The sequence below is a fragment of the Ralstonia sp. A12 genome (assembly GCF_000801955.1).
Taxonomy (GTDB): domain Bacteria; phylum Pseudomonadota; class Gammaproteobacteria; order Burkholderiales; family Burkholderiaceae; genus Ralstonia.
The window spans coordinates 405,705-425,240 of sequence record NZ_JSZO01000002.1; the positions used below are offsets into that span (position 1 = coordinate 405,705).

Annotated in this window: 20 protein-coding genes; 7 read left to right on the plus strand and 13 right to left on the minus strand. The window is 64.6% G+C overall.

Features of this window, described 5'->3' with window-relative positions; all coding sequences use genetic code 11:
- Nucleotides 1-12 precede the first annotated feature (12 nt).
- The 11 genes from PI87_RS06245 to fliE form a co-directional block, all read right to left on the minus strand.
- The gene (locus PI87_RS06245) at nucleotides 13-1,287 is read right to left on the minus strand and encodes a glycosyltransferase family 2 protein (RefSeq protein ID WP_039596803.1); all 1,275 of its coding nucleotides are present in this window, start codon (nucleotides 1,285-1,287) and stop codon (nucleotides 13-15) included.
- Nucleotides 1,284-1,997, minus strand: a complete 714-nt coding sequence (locus tag PI87_RS06250) for a WbqC family protein (RefSeq protein ID WP_039596804.1) — start codon at nucleotides 1,995-1,997, stop codon at nucleotides 1,284-1,286. Before PI87_RS06250 ends, PI87_RS06245 begins: the two co-directional genes overlap by 4 nt.
- On the minus strand, nucleotides 1,994-2,509 hold the full coding sequence (locus PI87_RS06255) for a GNAT family N-acetyltransferase (RefSeq protein ID WP_039596805.1): 516 nt from the start codon (nucleotides 2,507-2,509) through the stop codon (nucleotides 1,994-1,996). The genes PI87_RS06250 and PI87_RS06255 overlap by 4 nt, the downstream gene beginning before the upstream one ends.
- The gene (locus PI87_RS06260) at nucleotides 2,506-3,678 is read right to left on the minus strand and encodes a class I SAM-dependent methyltransferase (RefSeq protein WP_039596806.1); all 1,173 of its coding nucleotides are present in this window, start codon (nucleotides 3,676-3,678) and stop codon (nucleotides 2,506-2,508) included. The genes PI87_RS06255 and PI87_RS06260 overlap by 4 nt, the downstream gene beginning before the upstream one ends.
- Nucleotides 3,679-3,680: 2 nt before the next feature.
- On the minus strand, nucleotides 3,681-4,523 hold the full coding sequence (locus PI87_RS06265; RefSeq protein WP_039596807.1) for a phytanoyl-CoA dioxygenase family protein: 843 nt from the start codon (nucleotides 4,521-4,523) through the stop codon (nucleotides 3,681-3,683).
- On the minus strand, nucleotides 4,508-5,659 hold the full coding sequence (locus PI87_RS06270) for a DegT/DnrJ/EryC1/StrS family aminotransferase (RefSeq protein ID WP_039596808.1): 1,152 nt from the start codon (nucleotides 5,657-5,659) through the stop codon (nucleotides 4,508-4,510). Before PI87_RS06270 ends, PI87_RS06265 begins: the two co-directional genes overlap by 16 nt.
- Before the next feature lie 2 nt (nucleotides 5,660-5,661).
- A complete protein-coding gene (rfbC, locus tag PI87_RS06275) occupies nucleotides 5,662-6,249 on the minus strand; it encodes a dTDP-4-dehydrorhamnose 3,5-epimerase (protein ID WP_039596809.1) in 588 nt (195 codons plus the stop codon).
- On the minus strand, nucleotides 6,246-7,364 hold the full coding sequence (rfbG, locus tag PI87_RS06280; RefSeq protein WP_052321423.1) for a CDP-glucose 4,6-dehydratase: 1,119 nt from the start codon (nucleotides 7,362-7,364) through the stop codon (nucleotides 6,246-6,248). The genes rfbC and rfbG overlap by 4 nt, the downstream gene beginning before the upstream one ends.
- Nucleotides 7,349-8,122 (minus strand): glucose-1-phosphate cytidylyltransferase, encoded by a 774-nt coding sequence (gene rfbF, locus PI87_RS06285; RefSeq protein WP_039596811.1) that lies wholly within the window; start codon nucleotides 8,120-8,122, stop codon nucleotides 7,349-7,351. Before rfbF ends, rfbG begins: the two co-directional genes overlap by 16 nt.
- A 14-nt stretch (nucleotides 8,123-8,136) precedes the next feature.
- Entirely contained in the window at nucleotides 8,137-9,267 is a 1,131-nt protein-coding gene (locus PI87_RS06290) for a glycosyltransferase family 2 protein (protein ID WP_039596812.1), read from the minus strand.
- Between the two features lie 76 nt (nucleotides 9,268-9,343).
- Nucleotides 9,344-9,685: a flagellar hook-basal body complex protein FliE gene (fliE, locus tag PI87_RS06295; RefSeq protein WP_039596813.1), complete on the minus strand. Its 342-nt coding sequence runs from the start codon at nucleotides 9,683-9,685 to the stop codon at nucleotides 9,344-9,346.
- A gap of 272 nt (nucleotides 9,686-9,957) precedes the next feature.
- Between fliE and fliF the strand changes: the two genes are divergently transcribed.
- The 6 genes from fliF to PI87_RS06325 all read left to right on the plus strand — a co-directional run bounded on the left by fliF (nucleotide 9,958) and on the right by PI87_RS06325 (nucleotide 17,216).
- Nucleotides 9,958-11,796, plus strand: a complete 1,839-nt coding sequence (fliF, locus tag PI87_RS06300; RefSeq protein WP_039596814.1) for a flagellar basal-body MS-ring/collar protein FliF — start codon at nucleotides 9,958-9,960, stop codon at nucleotides 11,794-11,796.
- A complete protein-coding gene (gene fliG / locus PI87_RS06305) occupies nucleotides 11,793-12,785 on the plus strand; it encodes a flagellar motor switch protein FliG (RefSeq protein ID WP_039596815.1) in 993 nt (330 codons plus the stop codon). Before fliF ends, fliG begins: the two co-directional genes overlap by 4 nt.
- A gap of 41 nt (nucleotides 12,786-12,826) precedes the next feature.
- Nucleotides 12,827-13,570 (plus strand): flagellar assembly protein FliH, encoded by a 744-nt coding sequence (gene fliH, locus PI87_RS06310; protein WP_039596816.1) that lies wholly within the window; start codon nucleotides 12,827-12,829, stop codon nucleotides 13,568-13,570.
- Nucleotides 13,560-14,999: a flagellar protein export ATPase FliI gene (fliI, locus tag PI87_RS06315; RefSeq protein ID WP_039596817.1), complete on the plus strand. Its 1,440-nt coding sequence runs from the start codon at nucleotides 13,560-13,562 to the stop codon at nucleotides 14,997-14,999. The genes fliH and fliI overlap by 11 nt, the downstream gene beginning before the upstream one ends.
- A 94-nt stretch (nucleotides 15,000-15,093) precedes the next feature.
- A complete protein-coding gene (gene fliJ / locus PI87_RS06320; RefSeq protein ID WP_039596818.1) occupies nucleotides 15,094-15,564 on the plus strand; it encodes a flagellar export protein FliJ in 471 nt (156 codons plus the stop codon).
- 38 nt (nucleotides 15,565-15,602) lie between these two features.
- On the plus strand, nucleotides 15,603-17,216 hold the full coding sequence (locus PI87_RS06325; RefSeq protein WP_039596819.1) for a flagellar hook-length control protein FliK: 1,614 nt from the start codon (nucleotides 15,603-15,605) through the stop codon (nucleotides 17,214-17,216).
- 349 nt (nucleotides 17,217-17,565) lie between these two features.
- On the opposite strand, the gene PI87_RS06330 is transcribed toward PI87_RS06325, so the two are convergent.
- Nucleotides 17,566-18,543 carry a DedA family protein/thiosulfate sulfurtransferase GlpE gene (locus PI87_RS06330; RefSeq protein ID WP_039596820.1) on the minus strand — a complete coding sequence of 326 codons (978 nt, stop codon included), beginning with the start codon at nucleotides 18,541-18,543 and terminating at the stop codon, nucleotides 17,566-17,568.
- Nucleotides 18,544-18,698: 155 nt separating this feature from the next.
- Between PI87_RS06330 and PI87_RS06335 the strand changes: the two genes are divergently transcribed.
- On the plus strand, nucleotides 18,699-19,247 hold the full coding sequence (locus tag PI87_RS06335) for a GNAT family N-acetyltransferase (RefSeq protein WP_052321424.1): 549 nt from the start codon (nucleotides 18,699-18,701) through the stop codon (nucleotides 19,245-19,247).
- A 127-nt stretch (nucleotides 19,248-19,374) separates the two neighbouring features.
- Here the strand turns inward: PI87_RS06335 and PI87_RS29005 are convergent, their stop codons facing one another.
- Nucleotides 19,375-19,515: a hypothetical protein gene (locus PI87_RS29005; protein ID WP_157003086.1), complete on the minus strand. Its 141-nt coding sequence runs from the start codon at nucleotides 19,513-19,515 to the stop codon at nucleotides 19,375-19,377.
- Nucleotides 19,516-19,536 lie beyond the last annotated feature (21 nt).

A 19,536-nucleotide genomic window follows, 5' to 3' on the forward strand; every position in this document is an offset into this window, starting at 1 on the left:
GTTGCGTTCGGCTTAGGGAAATTTGGCGAGCGTTTCGAGTTCCGACACGAAGTGGACTTCGCGGCCGGCCGGCACCGGAATGTCCATCGGAATCGGCGTCACGACGACGGTGTGGTGTGGAATGGCGGCATCGTCGTCGAGCACCAGGAACTCCGCCCCAGCAAAACCCTGCGCGTGCGGGAAGACCTGCAGCGGTGCGCGACGCAGGGTGGCGTACTTGGGCGGCTCGGGCTTGAACGGGTCGAGCTTGGTCAGGTATTCAAATGCGGCGTTGACGCGGTACAGGTCGTACGGCGCGGGCAGATCGGCCACTTCACCTAGCGCGCGGACGCGGTTGGCGATGTAGTAGTTGTTGATCCAGTCGCCGCCCTCCTGGGTGCGCAGGCGCAGTGCCACCTTCATGCGCACCAGGATGAACTGGTTGATCGCGTTCAACCACTCCGGCCGCTCAGCCGCCGGCAGCGTGTGCGAGAACTTGCCGAACAGATATTCCAGGCCGCCGCGATAGCGGTCCCACGCAAACTTCACTTGTTCGTTGCCGGCCTGGGCGCGGGTCTCGTCCGCAAAGTAGCGCGAGACCGAGCGGTAGAACGGTGTCTTGCTGAAGTACACCGCGCTGGTGCCCAGCATTTCCGCCGCATGCACGAAGGCGTAGAACGCATGCTCCGGCGCGCTGAAATAGAGCCGGTTCATCACCTCGCGACGCGCCAGGTAGATCTCTGGGAACAGGTGGTGCGACAGGACCAGCGCCAGCAGCTTGGGATAGTCGTGCTGCTCGATCAGGTAGTCGTCGTCCTGGCGATAGAAGGCGGTCAAGTCCTGCCGGGTCGGCAGGTCATGGATGAGCCACGGCGCGAAGATGACATCCACGCCAGGGTTGCGCTCGAAGATGTCGATGTTGTTGTTGATCTCCGCCAGGATCGGCAGGTCGTCGTCGGCGTGGTAGAGCACGTACTTGCCCTGCGCGCTACGGTACAGCTCACTCAGGTTCCGGTCGGAGCCCAGGTTGGACGGGCGCCGGAAATACCGGATGTTCAGTTTGTCCTGATACCGGGCCACGACTTCCTCGGTGGCATCGGTGGAGCAGTTGTCGCCAATCAGCAGTTCGTAGCTGAACTTCAGCTCGCCAATCTGCGTGACCAGTTCGGTAAGCAGGTTGTCGAGGTAGCGGGCGCGGTTGTAGGTCGGAATACAGACGCTGAGTGCGACCTGCTGGACCACCTCATCCGGCTTCTGAGGCGCCAAGGCTGCCCCGGCTTCGGTTTGGATTGCTGCAATCTCACTCATTGGATGAACTCGCGCCAGTTGAGGGTCTGAGGGCTCAGGTACGGTTTGCTTGCCGGCCCATGATTGGCAATCAGGTCCAGGCTGCTGACAAAGGGGGTGAACGCGCCGTGCAACTGTGTATACGGCCGCATCGCGTAATTCATGTAGGCCACGGTGATGCCGTGCTGCTCGAACTCGGCATGGGCCAGGTAGTTCTTGGCACCGTGTCCGGTGATGTAGGTGTCGCCTTGCAGCTTCTGCACGATGGCCAGCACGCGGTCGGTATTGCGGCCGGGGATGTCCAGCTCAGGCGAATCGACAAACTTGCGGTCCAGCTCGATGCCCAGATAGCGGCAGACCGCGCGCATCGACGCCAGCGCCAGTGCGCCCATGTTGGCGTAGTCCGCTTCGTACACCGAGCGCACCAGCGCCAGCATGTCGCCTGCATGGGGTGCGGCCTCGTAGGCCTGCTCCAGCATGCGCAGATGCTGCGCGCGCCAGTCGACATGGGTTGCCGGTTTGACCTCGTCAATGCGGGCGCCGAGGTGGAATTTCTCCAGCGGCACCGTCATCCAGCGCGTGCCGGTGGGCTCCTTGATCTGCACGCGGTTGGTGAAGCTGCCCTTGGAGAACTGCACGTCGGCGTAGTTGACGAGCACGTCCGCCAGCATGATCTGCTCAAGCAGCCCGACCCAGGGGAACAGCATCGGTTGTGTGATGACGACGTTCATGGCGCCAGCATCCGCTCCATGAGGACAACGTCGTGCCAGCGGTTGTCTTGCAGGTAGTGCGCGTTCAACGTGCCGATCTGCCGGAAGTCGAGCTTTCGGTACAACTCGATCGCGCGTGTGTTCTCGGCCAGCACTTCCAGCGTGATCTTGCGCAGGCACAGCGTTTCACTGGCGTAGGAAAACGCGGCTTCGCACGCGGCACGCCCGTGACCGTGGCCCTGGGCGGACGACACCAGGCAGATGCCCAGCGAGGCGTGCCGGTTGACCGCATCAATGTGGTTCAACTGCAGGTAACCCAGCACGCTGTCATCTGCCTGGCTGGCGATGATGAACAGCACCACCTCGCTCTGCTTGGATTTACCAATCAACCAGTCGCGCACGCTGGCGGCAGAGTTGGGCCGTGGGCGTGTCATCAACTGCAGCTGCGTCGGCACATCGTTGCGCAGCGGTACCAGTTGCGGGATATCGCTCTCGCGCCATTCCCGAAGAATGAGTTTGCCGCGCGCAATCATGGCTGGAAGCGGAAGTAGCGGAAGCGGTTCGGATACGCGGCTTCCACGGTGTGCCGTACTTCGTCGGCAATGACCGGGTTGACGGCCAGGTACACGACTTCGACTTCGTCCGGAATGCTGTCCAGCGCCACCACCGGTTTGCCGGCCAGCGACGACCCCTGCAGGTACGGGTTCTGGTCGACAAACGCGCGCAGGGCATGCGGCTGTTGCAGGTTGCTGGCGGTGTAGGCGCCGTAGAAACCGGCGCCGTAGATCACGGCAGGCGCGCCGCCGTGCTGTGTTTCAAAGTCCGTCAGATGGCTGGAGGCTTGTTGCCAGAAGCGAGCGAGCCGGTTGGCGGCGCTCTGCGTGTCGGCCAGTTCCTGCGCATCCAGCACCGGTGCGACTTTGCTATCGCCGGGCCGGCGCACGGCCGTGACGACGAACGCGCCACGATGGCTTTGCGCATCCGCTTCGAGCAGATCAAACCCGTGGTTGGCCAGCAGCGTCTGCAGCGACGTGCGTGTGAAGTGATTGACGTGATCCGCCACCAGAAAATCCACCGAGTTGGTGAACGTGTTCGGCACGATGGCGTACAGCCGGCCACCGTCACGCAGCAGGCCATGGATGTTGCGCAGGGCAGTCGTCAGGTCGGGGATGTGCTCAAGCGAGAAGAACGAGCTGACCACATCGAACGAGCGTTGCCATGCCGGTGGGATCGTGTACGTAGCCCACTGTTCGGGGCTGAGGAATTTTTCCCAGAAGCCGATGTAGCGGTCGCTGATGTCGAACAGGTGGACGTTCACGTCCGGGCGCTGTTGCTTCAGCAGGCGCATGGTCGCGCTCTTGGCGCAGCCGAAGTCGACCACGCGCGCGCCTTCGGGCAGTTGCAGCTTTTTCTGGAAGAGGGCGACCTGGTGGTCGGCGCGGAAGATTTTCTGGCCGTTCTCGACGGCGTAGATCTGGTCTTCTTCCTCGCTATTGACGAGGATGTCGTACTCGGTGTCGTAGAAGCTGCCGTTGTCACACAGCTCGACGGTCTGGATGTGGCCGCACGCGGCGCAGCAGAACACCTCCAGCGTGCCTTCCATGGCCCGGCGCAGTGACGACAGTGCGCTTTGCGGGGCGCGGTAGATCGGCTCTGCCAGCGGTTGCTGGCAGACATTGCATGGCAGTGCACCCTGGGTCATGGTCAGGCTTCCACAGAAAGTTCGGGATGGACGGTGCGGAAGTCGACGCCGTTGGCGTACGAGCCCTTCCAACCGTGCGAGCGCCCGGTCGGCTCGCAGAAATTGAAGTAGCGGAACTGCATCGACCAGCGTGAACGCTGGCTCGTGTTGTGCCCCGATGCGTGCAGCACCAGAAAGTCCACCATCACCAGATCACGCGGCTTGGTCAACGGCTGCACGTGCGGGTAGCGCGCGAGATAGCTTGCTTCGTCCTTGATCAGCAAGGCATAGGCGCCTTGCTTGCCGGCGTTGTCGGGGTCCGCGCTGAACACGGGCAGCGGCCCTTCCACGTGGGAACCAGGGCAGAACTCAACCGGCCCGATCTCGGGCGTGATTTCCACCAGCGGGCTCCAGAACACCACACCGTCCAGGCTGCGCAACTGGGCAGGATATTCCTGATGCCAGTTGGCCCGAAATTTCTCTTCACGCGGGTTGTCGATGCGGATGCCCGAGCCGGCGTGTGCAATGCCCGGCAGCGAGCCGGGGCGCACTTCGGTCACGAGCTGTTCGTGCCGCTCGTCGCCCAGCAGGCGCACGAATGCCGGGATCTGCTTGACCGCGTCGTACACCTCGGCGCCGTATTTGCGATTGGCTTTGATGACCGCCTGATAACCGTCGTCGAAGCGTTCTGGTGCAAACGGCGTACGCACGATGTCGAGGCGGTACTTGTCGATCACCAGCCCGATGATGTCGTAGATCGCGCGCTGGATCGGCTCGACCTGCGATGGCGCGTAGAAGTCGCGCAGGATCAGCAGGCCGTCGCGCTGAAACGTCTCGATTTGATCGGGGCTCAGGATGCCAGGCATGTCAGCTTCTCCTGGTGTTCGCGCACGAGATCGAGCACCACGTTGGACACCGTCTCGATGTTCTCGCTCGACATATCGTGATACGACGGCAGGTTGATCGCGCGCTCGGCAATCGCATAGCTGTTGGGCGCCTTGTTGCGCGCACTGTCTGCCGATGTGCCGAACAGCTCCGTCTGGCTCAGCGGATAGAAGAACACGCGCGCATCGATGCCGCGGCGCGAGAACGCCGCCAGCAGCCCATCGCGCGTGATGCCCAGGGCTTCGTCAAACACGACGGTCGGCATCCAGTAGCTGTTCAGCGTGCCCGGCGCCTCGGGGTTGAGCGCGAGGCCGGCAACGTCACCGAGATGCCGTTGATACTCAGCGAAGATCTCGCGCTTGCGTGTAACCAGTGCATCTACACGCTCAAGCTGCGCGCAGCCGATCGCGGCCTGGATATTTGAGATCCGGTACTTGAAGCCGATGAAGTCCGACCAGAACTGTTTGCCGCCAGGCACGCGGCCGTGGTTGTTCAGCGTCATCACGCGGTCGTACAGTGCGCGGTCGTTGGTGACGAACATGCCGCCTTCGCCCGTCGTCATGGTCTTGGTGCCGTGGAACGAGAACGTGCCAAAGATGCCCTGCGAGCCCGCAGCGTGCCCATGCCAGCGCGAGCCGAGCGCCTCGGCCGCGTCTTCGATGACGGGAATGCCGTGGCGCTGGCCGATCTCCAGCAACTGGTCCATCTCGCACAGGTTGCCGTAGAGGTGCGTGGCGACGATGGCTTTCGTGCGCGGCGTGATGGCGGCTTCCACCAGCGCCGGGTCTACGCACCATGTGTCGGGCAGGATGTCGACAAATACCGGCGTGGCGCCCACGTAGGTGATGGGCGAGGCGGTGGCGATCCAGTTGGTGTCGGCCAGGATCACCTCGTCGCCCGCGCCGATGCCCAGCGCTGCGAGCCCCATGTGCATGGCACCGGTGCAGCTCGATGTGGCGATGGCGTATTGCGTGCCGACAAACGCGGCAAACTGCTTTTCAAAGCGGTTGATATAGGCGTAGCACTGGTCGCCCCAGCCGTTGCGGGCGGCGTCGGTGGCGTATTCGACTTCCAGCTCGGTGATCGACGGCTTGGAGTACAGAATCTTCTGGGTCATGGCTATGCCTGTGGTTCAGGATTCAGGGCCAGCAAGTCGATCCCCGTGAACGCGTGGGTCAGCGGCGGATGGTTGCGGTCCCGGTCGGAGCATTCGGTCATGGCGAGCGGCCAGGCAATGCCCAGCCGGCCGTCGTTCGGGTTGAGGCCGTCTTCCGCGGCCTGCGCATACGGTGTCGAGGTCAGGTACAGCAGCTCACAATCGTCTTCCAGCGCCTGGAAACCATGCGCGAAGCCTTTGGGCACCAGCAGGCTGTTGTGCCGCTCGGCAGACAGCTCAACCGCGTGCCATTGCAGAAAGGTCGGCGAGCCCGCGCGCAGGTCGACAGCGACGTCGAATACGCGGCCGCGCACGCAGCTCACCAGCTTGATCTCGGCATGCGGCGGGTATTGGAAGTGCAGCCCGCGCACGGTGCCGCGCTTGGCGGAATAGGAGTGGTTGATCTGCGCGACCGGGGTGTCAAACCCAGCGGCGGCAAGTTCCTCTGCGCAGAAGAAGCGCGAGAAGAAACCGCGGTGGTCACCGATGACTTTACGGGTGATTTCAACCACGCCAGCCAGCGGTGTCGGCGCGATGGTGAAGCGGCTCATGCGGCGCTCCTGGATGTGGAGGCAGATGCGGCGGCGGTAAATTGGTCGATCTGCTTGTCGCAGAGCGCACGCGCGTCTGCTGTCTTGTCATGCAGTTGGCGATACCAGGCGGCTGTGTGTTCCAGCGCGGTCTCGAACGGCCAGGCTGTTTGCCAGCCTAGTTGCTGGCGCGCCCGGCTGGCGTCGAGATGCAGCATGCCCGCCTCATGGCGGCCGGTGGTGGCATTGGCGTCCAGTTGCCAGATCAGATCCGGCCAGTGTTGTTGCAGACCTTGCAGCACCTGTTCAACCGTGCGCGTAGCGGCGCTGTCCGGGCCGAAATTCCAGGCCGTTGCGCAGGAGGCGTCACCGGCCAGCAGGCGCTGCGCGAGCACCAGGTAGCCATGCAGGCAATCCAGCACGTGTTGCCACGGCCGCGTGGCGTGCGGCGAACGGATGACCAACGGTGTACCGGCACGCATCGCGCGCTCGGCATCGGGGATGAGCCGGTCTTCCGACCAGTCACCGCCGCCAATCACATTGCCAGCACGGCCAGTGGCCAACAGCGGGCCGTTGGCAAAGAACGCGCGCCGGTAGCTTGCGGCCACCAGTTCTGCGCACGCCTTGGAGGCGCTGTAGGGGTCATGGCCGCCGAGTGCATCGGTTTCGCGGTAGCCCCAGGCCCATTCGCGGTTGTCGTAGCACTTGTCGGTGGTGGCCACCACGATGGCCGACAGGTTCGTGCAGCCGCGCGCGGCTTCCAGCACGTTCACCGTGCCCATTACGTTGGTGGCGTAGGTGGCAGCGGGGTCCTTGTACGACGCGCGCACCAGCGGCTGTGCCGCGAGGTGAAAGACGACGTCGGGCTGTGCCGCAGTCATGGCTTCATGTACGCAACCCGGCAAGCCATCCGCATCACGGATATCGCCCAGCGTATGACCGGCCAACGCGGATTCCACGTTGGCAGACGTGAAAAGATTCGGAGTCGTTTCCGGCGCCAGGCTGTAACCGTAGACTTGCGCGCCAAGTTGATGCAGCCACAGCGCCAGCCAGCTTCCCTTGAAGCCAGTATGCCCAGTCAGGAAGACGCGCTTGCCGGCCCAGGCGGCGGGATGGAGCGTCACCACTTTTTCCACGGAGCACTCCCCGATTGCCACAGGGCTTCCAGGCTGTTCTTGTCGCGCAGCGTGTCCATCGGCTGCCAGAAGCCGTGGTGCTCAAACGTATTCAGTTCGCCCATCTCGGCCAGGCGCGTCATCGGTGCGCCTTCCCAGGGGGTGTCTTCGCTTGCGATGTATTCGATCACGGACGGATTCAGCACGAAGAAGCCGCCGTTGATCCAGGTGCCGCCGTCGCCCGGCGGCTTTTCCGTGAAGCCGGTCACGCGCGTGCCGTCGCGCTGGAGCAAGCCGTAGCGCCCCGGTGGCTGCACGGCCGTCACCGTGGCCATCTTGCCGTGCGCGCGGTGGAAGGCGATCTTGCTGGTGATGTCGATGTCGGACACGCCGTCGCCGTAGGTGAAGCAGAACGGCTCGTTCGGGTCGAGGTAGGCTGCCACGCGCTTCAGGCGCCCGCCGGTCTGCGATTGCTCGCCGGTGTCGACCAGCGTGATGCGCCAGGGCTCGGCGTGGCGCTCGTGCACGGTCACTTCGTTCTTCGACATGTCGAACGTCACGTCCGACATGTGCAGGAAGTAGTTGGCGAAGTATTCCTTGATGACGTAGCCCTTGTAACCCAGGCAGATGATGAAGTCGTTGATGCCGTGGGCGGCGTAGATCTTCATGATGTGCCACAGGATCGGACGGCCGCCAATCTCGATCATCGGTTTGGGCTTGAGGTGCGACTCCTCGCTGATGCGCGTGCCGAGGCCCCCGGCCAGGATGACTGTCTTCATGGTTCAGTGCTCGCTCATGCGGCGACCGGTGCGGCCGAAGCGGCGGTGCGTTCCTGCATCTGCCGCGCGAGGTTGGAAAAATGATTGGCCTTGATAGCCAGGGTGTCGGCTTGGGCGCGGTAGGTCAGCGCCAGGTACTTTGCGGCGGCAAAGCTGCCGCGCCCGAACACGGCGGCGTCCAGCTTGGGCTGCTCACCAATCTCCAGGCATTTCAGGAAGGCGGACTCCGCCATCGGCAGCCACTGTTTTTCGGCCTGCGCGGCGTCCTGGGCGGCGGCCTCAAACATCAGGTGGCCGAGCATGTAGAAGTAGTCGGGCGAGCCGGACCATTCCTCCATCCACTCGCCGGCCAGGGTGATGGCCGCATCCAGTTGCTTGGATTTGGACAGGCACGCCAGCAGGCAGATGCACAGGTCATGCCGATACGGCGCCGTCTTGGGCGCCGTTGTCAGCGCACGCTGGTAGTGCGCAGCGGCCTGGGCCGGGTCTTTCTGGTTGATCTCAAAGTCTTTGCCGAGCTGGTAGAGCACGTACGGATCATCCGGATGCGCGGCCAGCTCCAGTTGCAGCAGGGTGTGGTTGCGCCCGCGCTTCTGGTCCAGCTTGGCGTTCATGTAGCCGTCGTGGCCGATTACCAGCGGCAGGCGCACGCGCTGCAGGTTGGCCGCAGTGGGCGTACTGGCGACGGGCTGCTCGTGGATGCGGCCCTTGTAGCGCACGCCGCGCGGCAGCAGGCGGGCGATCCAGCTGTTGGAGTGCTCGACGTGGCCCGAGATGTCGTATTCGCTGCGGATGCACACCACGCCCAGCAGCGGGCCGAAGGTGCACGCGTCGCGCAGCTCTGCGGTACCGCCTTCGATCCACTCGTCGGCGTCCAGCACAAGGTTCCAGTCGGCATTGGCGGCGGCCAGTGCGGCATTGCGGGCGGCCGAGAAGTCATCGACCCACGTGAAGTGGTGGACTTGCGCGCCGCATGCCTGGGCAATCGCCACGGTGTCGTCGGTGGAGCCGGTGTCGAGCACGATCATGCGGTCGACATGCGGCTTGGCGCTCAGCAGGCAGCGCTCGATGCAGGCGGCCTCATTGCGGGCGATGACCACCAGCGCAATGTCGGATTTGGCGCGGTGCTTGGCGTGTTTGGACATACGGACTCCCGGACTCACCAACTGCAGCAGCAGCCAGTTGGCGCGGACAAAAAATAAAAACCCGGAGCGTGTGGCGTCAGATCGACATGCTCATGATGCTTTGGTACGCCGAGACGAACTTGTTACGCACCTGCACGGCGGTCTGGAGGTCGATGTTGGCCTTCTGCAGAGAGAGCATCACGTCGTGCAGATCCACGTCGCTATTGCCCATTTCGAAACTGCGCGAGACGGATTCGGCCTTTTGTTGCGATGCATCAACCCTATCCAGCGACGACTTGAGCACCGCACCGAAGTCGACACTGACTTTGGCGCCGTCGCCGTCTGCGCCACTGGCGCCGCCAAGCCCGCTGACCTTGCCCGACGGTGCCAGCACGCTGTTCATCAGCGACACCACCGAGTTGGCGTTCGTAATATCCATGTGAAGAGGACTCCTCTTTTCTGTGCGTCTCTTGCGTGTGGCGCCGGCTGTTGGCCGGTTTCTGGCCGCTATGGCGCCACGGTGATGCAAAGGTAGCCGCCGGGCAGGCGTTCCCAAGCGCCCAAAAGAGCGGGAAAAGGCCCTCTTCTTGCCAATTTGCTTGTGCACCCCCTGCCGATAATGGCAACCACGGAGCTTTGCCCGTTATTTGGATTTCTCGGGGTTTAGTTGCTCCCGTTATGTAGTTAGCGCAGTCAGTCAGGAGATTTGGGATGCCAACGACAGCCGATTCGGTTGCTGTCGCCGACACGCTCGGTACGGTCGATATGCCGGCGGTGGGCCAAGGCGCGATGACGCGCCAGAACGGGGGAGCACTGGGCTCTCTGGGCCCGCTCGGCCGTCTGTCGCCGCGTTTGCTCATGATGATCGGCGGGGCCGCGCTCGTGGCCGTGATTGCTGCCGCCATGCTGTGGAGCCGCGCCCCTGACTACCGCGTGCTGTTCAGCAACGTCAGCGACAGCGACGGCGGCGCCATCATTGCCGCCCTGCAGCAGATGAACGTGCCGTACCGTTTTGCCAACGGCGGCACCGCCATCATGGTGCCCGAGGCCAACGTGCACGAGACACGCCTGAAGCTGGCGTCGCAAGGGCTGCCCAAGGGCGGCCTGGCTGGCTTTGAGCTGATGGAAAACCAGAAATTCGGCACCAGCCAGTTTGCCGAGCAGGTCAACTACCAGCGCGCCCTGGAAGGCGAACTGGCCCGCACCATCCAGGCCATGCAAGAGGTGCAGTCCGCCCGCGTGCACCTGGCACTGTCCAAGCCGTCCGTCTTCGTGCGCGAGCAGGCCAAACCCAGCGCCTCGGTGCTGCTGACGCTGTATCCGGGCCGCATGCTCGACCGCTCGCAGGTGCAGGCCATCGGCCACCTGGTGTCGAGCAGCGTGCCGAACCTGCCGCTGGCCAACGTGACGGTGGTCGACCAGTCCGGCCGCCTGCTGTCGACCGCGTTTCAGGACAACGCCTCGGGCCTGGACCCGACGCAACTGAACTACGTGCGCGAGATCGAGCAGGGCTACATCAAGCGCATTGAAGCCATCCTCGGCCCGGTGGTGGGCGACGACAACGTGCGTGCCCAGGTGACGGCCGACGTCGATCTGGACAACACCGAGCAGATGGCCGAGACGTACCGTCCGAACCAGGACCCGGCCAACGCCGCCGTGCGCAGCACGCATACGGCGGAAGCGACGCAGAACAAGGCCGACGCCCAGGGCGGCGTGCCGGGCGCGCTGTCCAACCAGCCGCCGACCGCGCCGCGCATGCTGCCGACCGCACCAGCGCCGGCCTCGGCTTCGCAACCGGCTGCCAATGGCCCGAACGGTCAGCCGCAACAACCGGCTGCTGCAGCCAACACGAGCGGCACCGCGTCCAGCGGCAACTCGTCGAGCACCCGCGACACCACAACCAACTACGAAGTCGACAAGACCGTGCGCCGCACCCGCGCTGCAGTGGGCACCGTGCGCCGCCTGTCGGTGGCCGTGGTGGTCAACTACCGCGCCGACGGCAAGACCTGGAAGCCGCTGTCCGACGCCGACATGACCAAGCTCAACGCGCTGGTCAAGGATGCCGTGGGCTTTGACGCCAAGCGTGGCGACTCCGTGAACGTGGTCAACAGCCAGTTCTCGGGCACGCTGCCGGTACCGAAGGACGACCTGCCGCTGTGGAAGCAGCCGGACATGATCCAGTACGCCATTCAAGGGGCCAAGTACCTGGCGCTGGCAATTGGCTTCCTGATCCTGGTGTTTGCGGTGATCCGCCCGCTGATCCGCTCGATGGGCAGGAAGGACGAGCTCCAAGCGGCCAACGGCGCCACCTTCGTGGGCCGCGAAGGCGAAGACCCGAACGCCCCGATCATCACCGGCGCTGCGGCCTCGGCCGGGCCGGAGCTGGAAGGCCCGTCGTCGGCCACCGGCGTTGAGGGCGAAATGCCCGACAGCCTGCCGCAGCTCAAGAACAACGACTTCGAGAAGAAGCTGGAGACGATGCGTCGTGTCGCCCAGCAGAACCCGCGTGCCGTCGCGGCCGTCATCAAGCAATGGGTGAGTAACGAATGAGCGCCGAAGGACTCCAACGCAGCGCCATCCTCATGATGTCGCTGGGCGAAAGCGAAGCCGCCGAAGTGCTCAAGCACCTGGGCCCGCGTGAAGTGCAGAAGCTGGGTGCCACCATGGCGGCGCTCAAGAACGTCTCGCGCGAGCGCGTGCTCGACGCGTTCGACGCCTTCTTCGTGGAAGCCGAAGACCTGCCGCTGGACGTGGACTCCAACGAGTACATCCGCACCGTCTTCCGCAAGGCACTGGGCGACGACCGCGCCGCGAACATCATCGACAGGATCCTCTCGGGCGGCGACACCAGCGGCATTGAAGGCCTCAAGTGGATGGATGCATCGTCGGTGGCGGAACTGATCCGCAACGAGCACCCGCAGATCATCGCCACCATCCTCGTGCACCTGGACCGCGACCAGGCGTCGGAAATCCTGACCTACTTCACCGAGCGCCTGCGCAACGACACCATCTTGCGCATTGCCACGCTCGACGGCATTCAGCCTAGCGCCCTGCGCGAGCTGAACGACGTGCTGACCAAGCTGCTGCAGGGTAACGACCATCGCAAGAAGAACGCGATGGGCGGCGTGCTCACGGCGGCCGAAATTCTCAACCTGGTGCCGAGCGCCGTGGAGTCCGCCGTCATTGAAGGCGTGCGTTCGCGCGATCCGGAACTGGCCGACGCCATCGTCGAGAAGATGTTCGTCTTCGACAACCTGATCGACCTGGATGGCCGCGCGCTGCAGACGCTGCTGCGCGAAGTCAGCCAGGAAGTGCTGGTGGTGGCGCTCAAGGGTGCCAAGCAGGAGTTCCGCGACAAGGTGTTTGCCAATATGTCGCAGCGTGCCGGCACGATGCTCAAGGAAGAGCTGGAAGTGCTGGGCCCGGTCAAGGTGTCGGAAGTCGAAGCGCAGCAGAAGGAAATCCTGATGATCGCGCGCCGTCTGGCCGACGAGGGCGAGATCAGCATCGGCCGCAAGGCAGAGGACGCATATGTCTGATCGCGCGCGCCTGCCTCACGTGTTGATGATGGAGCGCTGAGATGCCGCGCCCGCCGATCATTCCGCGCGATACGCTGGTCGAGTACCAGCCGTGGGAACCGACCGACTTCGAGCGCCAGGCCGAGCAGGCGGCTGCCGAAGCTGCGCCGCCACCCCCGCCGCCGGAAGCCGAGCCTGCAGAGCCCCCGATTTCCGAAGAGGAATGGCAGGCGATGCTGGATGCCGAACTGGCCACCGCCCGCGACGAAGGCCGTCGCGATGGCTTTGCCCAAGGCTTCCAGGATGGTTTCGAGCAAGGTCGTCGCCAGGGCGAGGAAGATTCCAAGCAGATTGCCGCGCTCATGCAATCGGTGCGTGAAGCGATCGATCAACTGAACGGCAACGTTGCTGACGAGCTGGTGGATCTGGCGCTGCAGCTTGCGCAGCAGTTCCTGCGCGGCGCGCTGCATGCGCAGCCCGAGCGCGTGCTGCCGCTCATTCGCGAAGTCCTAGGCGATGCACCCACCGCACCGGCGCCCGCCATGCTGCGCGTGCATGCCGAGGATGCGGAGCTGATCCGCCAGATGCTGGGCGCCGAGCTGGCCGCCGCCGGCTGGACCATCATCGTTGACGCCGCCATCGAACGCGGCGGTTGCCGTGTACAAACCCGCTTTGGCGAGACCGATGCCACGCTGCAAACCCGCTGGGCAGAACTGACCCGCGCGCTGGGCCGCGATACCGCATGGATCGCCAGCGAGCGCTCGGAGGCCGAACGCGTGGCCGGAGGGGCACTCCATGTCGCCTGAGACCGTGCACTCCACCGCGCAGGCAGCCGCCAACAATCCCAACGTGCGCATGTGGCAAGCGCATCTGCGCCAGACCGCGCAGCGTGCTCGCCTGGCCCGCCCGGTGGTGACGTGCGGCAAGCTCACGCGCGTGGCCGGTCTGGTCATGGAAGCGGTTGGCCTGAAGCTGCCGGTGGGCAGCGCCTGCCGCGTGGAACTGCCGCACGGCCGTCACGTGCTGGCCGAGGTGGTGGGCTTTGCCGAAGAGCGTGCCTTCCTGATGCCGCAGACGGATTTGGTGGGCGTGGTGCCCGGTGCGCGCGTGTTCCCGCTGGAGCCGCAACGCCTGCCGGCAGATGCAGCCGACCCGACCATCTCGCACAGCAAGTTCCTACCCGTGGGCCCGCGCCTGCTGGGCCGCGTGGTGGATGCGAACGGCGAGCCGCTGGATGGCAAGGGGCCGCTTGGCACGCATGACGAACTCGCCTGGGGCACGCTGGCCCCGGCACCGCTGAACCCGCTCAAGCGCAAGCCGATCGAGAACGTGCTCGACGTGGGCGTGCGTGCCATCAACGGCCTGCTGACGGTTGGCCAAGGCCAGCGCCTGGGCCTGTTCGCCGGCTCCGGCGTTGGTAAGAGTGTGCTGCTGGGCATGATGGCCCGCTACACGCAGGCCGACGTGGTGGTGGTGGGCCTGATCGGCGAGCGTGGCCGCGAAGTGAAGGAATTCATTGACGAAATCCTCGGTGAGGAAGGGCTCGCACGCTCGGCCGTGGTGGCCGCGCCGGCCGACAACTCGCCGCTCATGCGCCTGCAGGGCGCCGCTTACGCACACACCATTGCCGAGTACTTCCGTGACCGCGGCTGCAATGTGCTGCTGATCGTCGATTCGCTCACGCGTTACGCGATGGCCCAGCGCGAGATCGCCCTGGCGATCGGCGAACCGCCGGCCACCAAGGGCTATCCGCCCTCGGCGTTTGCCAAGCTGCCGGCGCTGGTGGAGCGTGCCGGCAACGGCATGGTGGATGCCAGCGGCCGTGGTGGTTCGATCACCGCGTTCTACACCGTGCTGGCCGAAGGCGATGACCAGCAGGACCCGATTGCCGATGCCGCGCGCGCCATTCTGGATGGCCACTTCGTGCTCTCGCGCAAGCTGGCAGAGCAGGGGCACTACCCGGCCATCGATATCGAACAGTCGATCAGCCGCGTGATGTCGGCCATCGTGCCGCGCGAGCAGCTCGACACCGCCCGCCGCTTCAAGCAGCTCTATGCCCGCTACCAGCGCAATCGTGACCTGATTGCGGTGGGCGCCTATGCACGCGGCAGCGACCCGATGACCGACCAGGCCATCGCCCGCTATCCCGACATGGAAGCGTTCCTGCAGCAGGGCATGTTTGAGAACGAGAGCCGCGAGCACACGTTGGACAAGATGAACGCAGTGCTTGCTTGACAGTGTGAAGTGTTAAGCGCGGCAAAAGCTTCGGGCTCAAGCCGCACAGTTTGAAACCGATTGGTAGATGGTGTGGAAATCCGGAGGTTCGACCATGACCACCATGAGCAAGCCGTTCCGCCTGAGTACGGTGCTGGAACTGGCCCAGAAGGACACCGAAAAAGCCACGCAGGAAGTCGGCCGCCTGATGAACACGCGCGAGGCCGCCACGCAAAAGCTGGCCCTGCTGTCCGACTACCGCAACAACTATCACCAGCAGATGCTGACCACGGCCAACGCCGAGGGCGGCATCGACATCACGCGCCTGCGCAACTACGCCGCGTTCATTGACCGGCTGGGTGCCGCAGTGGACCAGCAGAAGGGCACGATCAACGCGCTGGAAAACCAGCTCGAAGCGAGCCGCGCCAACTGGCTGGAGAAGCAGCGCCGCGAGCAATCGTTCGACATCCTGCGCCAGCGCCATATTGAAGAGCAGCGTCTGGACCAGGAGCGCCGCGACCAGCGCGAGAATGACGAACACGCCGCCAAGGTGATCCGCATGCGTGCGGCCCAAGGTGGCAACTGAACACGCGTACACGTACGCAGACGGAAGACGGAGTCAACGTGGGTTTGAGTGCCACCCCCAATACTGCCGCGCAAGATCTGACCGGCATGCTGTCCGCCAGCAACAACGCTGCCGCAGACAAGTCGCAAAGCGCGTCGTCGTCCAACGGCGACACCTTCGGCAACCTGCTCTCGGATCGCCTGGCCCAGGATGCCGCGCGCCGTCGCGCCGATGCACAGTCTGCTGCTGACGACGCGGCCAGCCGCCGTGCAGACGTCGCCCGCAAGGACGCCGCAAACGCCAACGCTGCGCGCAACAACCAGGACATCAAACCCGCTGCCACGGCCCTTGCGCAGACCGTGCCGGCAACCAGCACGCAGGACGCTGCCAGCACCAAGCCGGCGCAACCTGCCGATGCCAAGGACCTGGATGCGGCTGCGGCGCAGGCTGTCATTGATCCGGCTGCCCAATTGGCCGCCCAGATCGAGGCTGCACGCCAGGCCGCTCAGCAGGCAGCTCAACAAGTTGCGCAGCAGACCGCCGGTGCATCGACAGCAACGCTGCCGGCCACGCAGTCCGGCACGCAGTCGAATACAACGACCACTGTGGCGCAGAGCACGAGCAACTCGACTACGACCGATGCCGACGCCGCGACGCTGGCCGCGCTGAACGCTGCGGCCAATGGTTCGCAAGGTGGTACCGATGCAGCCGCCGATGCGGCAGCATCCACGCCGGCCGCACAGGCCGCGCTGCAAGCCGCCAAGAGTGCCAAGACCGCAAGCACCGCTGCGAACGGCAACACGCCGACGCAGCCCGCCACGCCGCTGCCCGATGGCAATGCGCTCACCCAGACCCTGGCGCGCACGCGTGCCGTGTCTGACAACACGCCGGCTGCCGTACGCCAGCTTGGCAGTGCCTCGTCAGCGCAGAACGCTAACGGCGAGCATGGCCTGCCGAAGCGCGCGGAATCGAGCACGCAGAGCAACATCTCGCAAACCGCCGCTGCAGCCGTGGCCGATGCCAACAGCCGCGCGAGCAATGGCGGCAATACCGGTGCACAGACTGATGCACAGGGCAGTGGTACGCAGTTCCAAGGTATCTTCGCGCGCGCCGAAGGCAATGCCATCGCTGCTGCACCGACCTTCGCCGTCGGCACAGCAGGTGCAGCGGGCAATGTTGCTGGCGCCACGATCACGCCCGCGCAGGTTCATACGCTCCCCACCTTCGGCGATGCCGCCTGGCCGCAAAGCATGGCCAGTCAGCTTGCCTTCATGCAGGTGCGCCGCCAGTCTTCTGCCGAGCTGCAGCTGAATCCTGCCGAACTGGGCGGCCTGCACGTCAAGCTGGATGTCGACAACGGTGCCGTCAATGCCAGCTTTGTTTGCCAGCACCAGGCCGTGGCCGAACTCGTGCAGGATTCCATGCCGCGCTTGCGTGATGCCATGCAGCAAGGCGGTATGCAGCTTGCGCAAACGACCGTCAGCACGGGCGATTTCAGCCAGCAGCAGGGTGCCTGGCAGGGTGCATCGGCACAAGGCAACGGCTCGGGCAATGGTGGCAGCGGCAGCCGCTTTGGGGGCAACGCGCAAGGCCGTGCCGATGCCACCAGCGCCGTGGCCGCTGCACCGCAGCGCGTTTCCAGCCACGACGGCGCCATCGATACCTTTGCGTGACGGCTGGGGGCAATTCCTAAAGTTTTATTAAGACCGGCCGTTACTCCTCACGAGTGCCATATCAATGGCCAGCCGTAAGGCGACGAAAGTAGAGAAGGACGGGAAATAACAACGCGAATGCCCCAGCAGCGACGGTGGCTTTGCGATGAATAACAAGGGGGTCAAGTCCGACCGGCGAAGACGGGATCAAACGGGGATCACTTCGCCACATCCACCTTCGGGTGGATGCCACGGACCGATGCGGCGTGTCCGAGCCGGGGGGCTGGCGCACCGCATGTTTGCCGTACTTACGGGAGAGCGCACCGCGAGGTGCGCTTTTTGTTTTTGTGGCGGCCGAAAAGACGCGGGCTCAGGCGCGCGCTTCGGCCGCAGTCAGCGTGTCTGGCGATACCGAGACCACGTGTTCCACGCCATAGCCGCGCTCCACCCACGCATCGATACCGCCGTGCAGCGGCCGCACGCGCTTGAAGCCGCGGCCCATCAGCGTGCGTGCCACCACCACCGCAGACGCCTCGTTCGGGCAGGCGCAGTAGATGATGATCTCGCGGTCGGGGCCGTCGATCTCGATGGCGTTGTGCTGGCTCGACATGTCGTACAGCATCGCACCCGGAATGCGCTGTGGCTGCGACATCCGCGAGCTGTCGCTGCGCACGTCGATGATCACCGGGGCTGAACCTGATTCGATCAGCGCGTGCAGCTCGTCAGGCGAGATGCGCACCATCTCCAGCATCTTGCGAAAACGCCAGCGTTGCAGCCAGCGGCCGGCCACGTAGAGCGCCGCTAGCACGACGATCAGCACGACGGCCTGCGTGCCGAGCTTGTCGAGCAGCCGCAGCGCCTGGTCGATGCTGTCATGCGCCATGCGCCCGAACAGCAGCCAGATTGCCGCCCAGAGCGCCGAGCCGGCCAGGTTGTACAACACGAACACGCTGAACGGCGTGCGCATCGTGCCCAACAGTGCTGAAGACACGGTCGACAGCCCCGGCACAAACTTCGAGATCAGCAGCAGCGGCGCACCCCAGCGCTCGAACTGTGTGCGCGTGCGCCGCACGCAGGAATCGGGCGACAGCGAAACGCGGCACAGGAGCGCCATCACGTGCCGGCCGTAGCGCTTGCCGGCGAAGTACCACAGGGCATCGCCGATCAGGGCGCCGGTGATCGCGGCCGGCAGCAACTCCATGAAGTGCAGCGGGCCGATCGTGGTGAGTGCTCCCCCCACCAACAGCGTTGGCACGGCGGGCAGCGGCGCGCCGGCCTGCGTGAGCAGCACGTTCAGGAACACGGCAAATGCACCGTATTCGGCAAGGAGGGGGAACAGGTCGTGCATAGGAGGAAAACGGGAGGCGCGGCGTAGCAAATGCGTTTGCCAAGTTACCGCATTCCGGCGTCGTCCGATAGGCATACCTGTATGGACTGTTAGGCGACGTGTCCGCCACGTGAAATTGGCATGACAATGATGCTTTCGCGCACGCATTTGTCGCCATGTCCTCTGCATTGCCCACGAACGCTTCTGCCGTTGTCTCCGGCGCTGACGCCGTCAGCATCCGCCCAGCCACGCCGGCTGACTTACCGGTCATCGTCACCATCTATACGCAGCACGTGCTGTTCGGCTCGGCCAGCTTCGAGATCGACCCGCCCGACCTGACAGAGATGACGCGCCGCTTCCAGGCGCTGCAGGACGTTGGCATGCCCTATATCGTTGCCGAGGCCGCTGGAAAACTGCTCGGCTATGCCTACGCTGGCCCGCACCGCGCGCGGCCCGCGTATCGCAATACGGTGGAAGACTCGATCTACCTGGATGCGGCTGCGCAAGGGCGGGGCGTTGGTACGTTGCTGCTGCAGGCGCTCATTGCGCAATGCCAGGCACGCGGGTTCAAGCAGATGGTGGCCGTGGTGGGCGGTGGGTATGAGAACCCGGGGTCTGCCAAGCTGCACGCGCGCTGCGGGTTCCGCGAGGTGGGCGTGCTGGAGAAGGTGGGCTACAAGTTCGGGCGCTGGCTGGATTGCTTGCTCATGCAGCGCGCGTTGTAAGGCGGGTTGGGCGGCGCGCTGCGTGGCGCGGCAGTCAAGCCCCATGCGTTGCGGGTCGTGCGAAGAATGCGGATCAGTGCTTCGTTCATTCAGTTCAGAAACGTGTGTTGTGTGTGAGTCAGGGCGCTCAGCCGCTCGTACGCAGGACGACGGCCAGATACATCACTGCCCCGGCCAGTGAGCCCACGCCGATCACGAGCAGCCAATCGACGAGGGCGGCGTGTTCATCCACCCATTGCGGTAGGTCTCGCCTCATGCCGTGCTTCATGGGGATCTCCGTGTCAGAGCA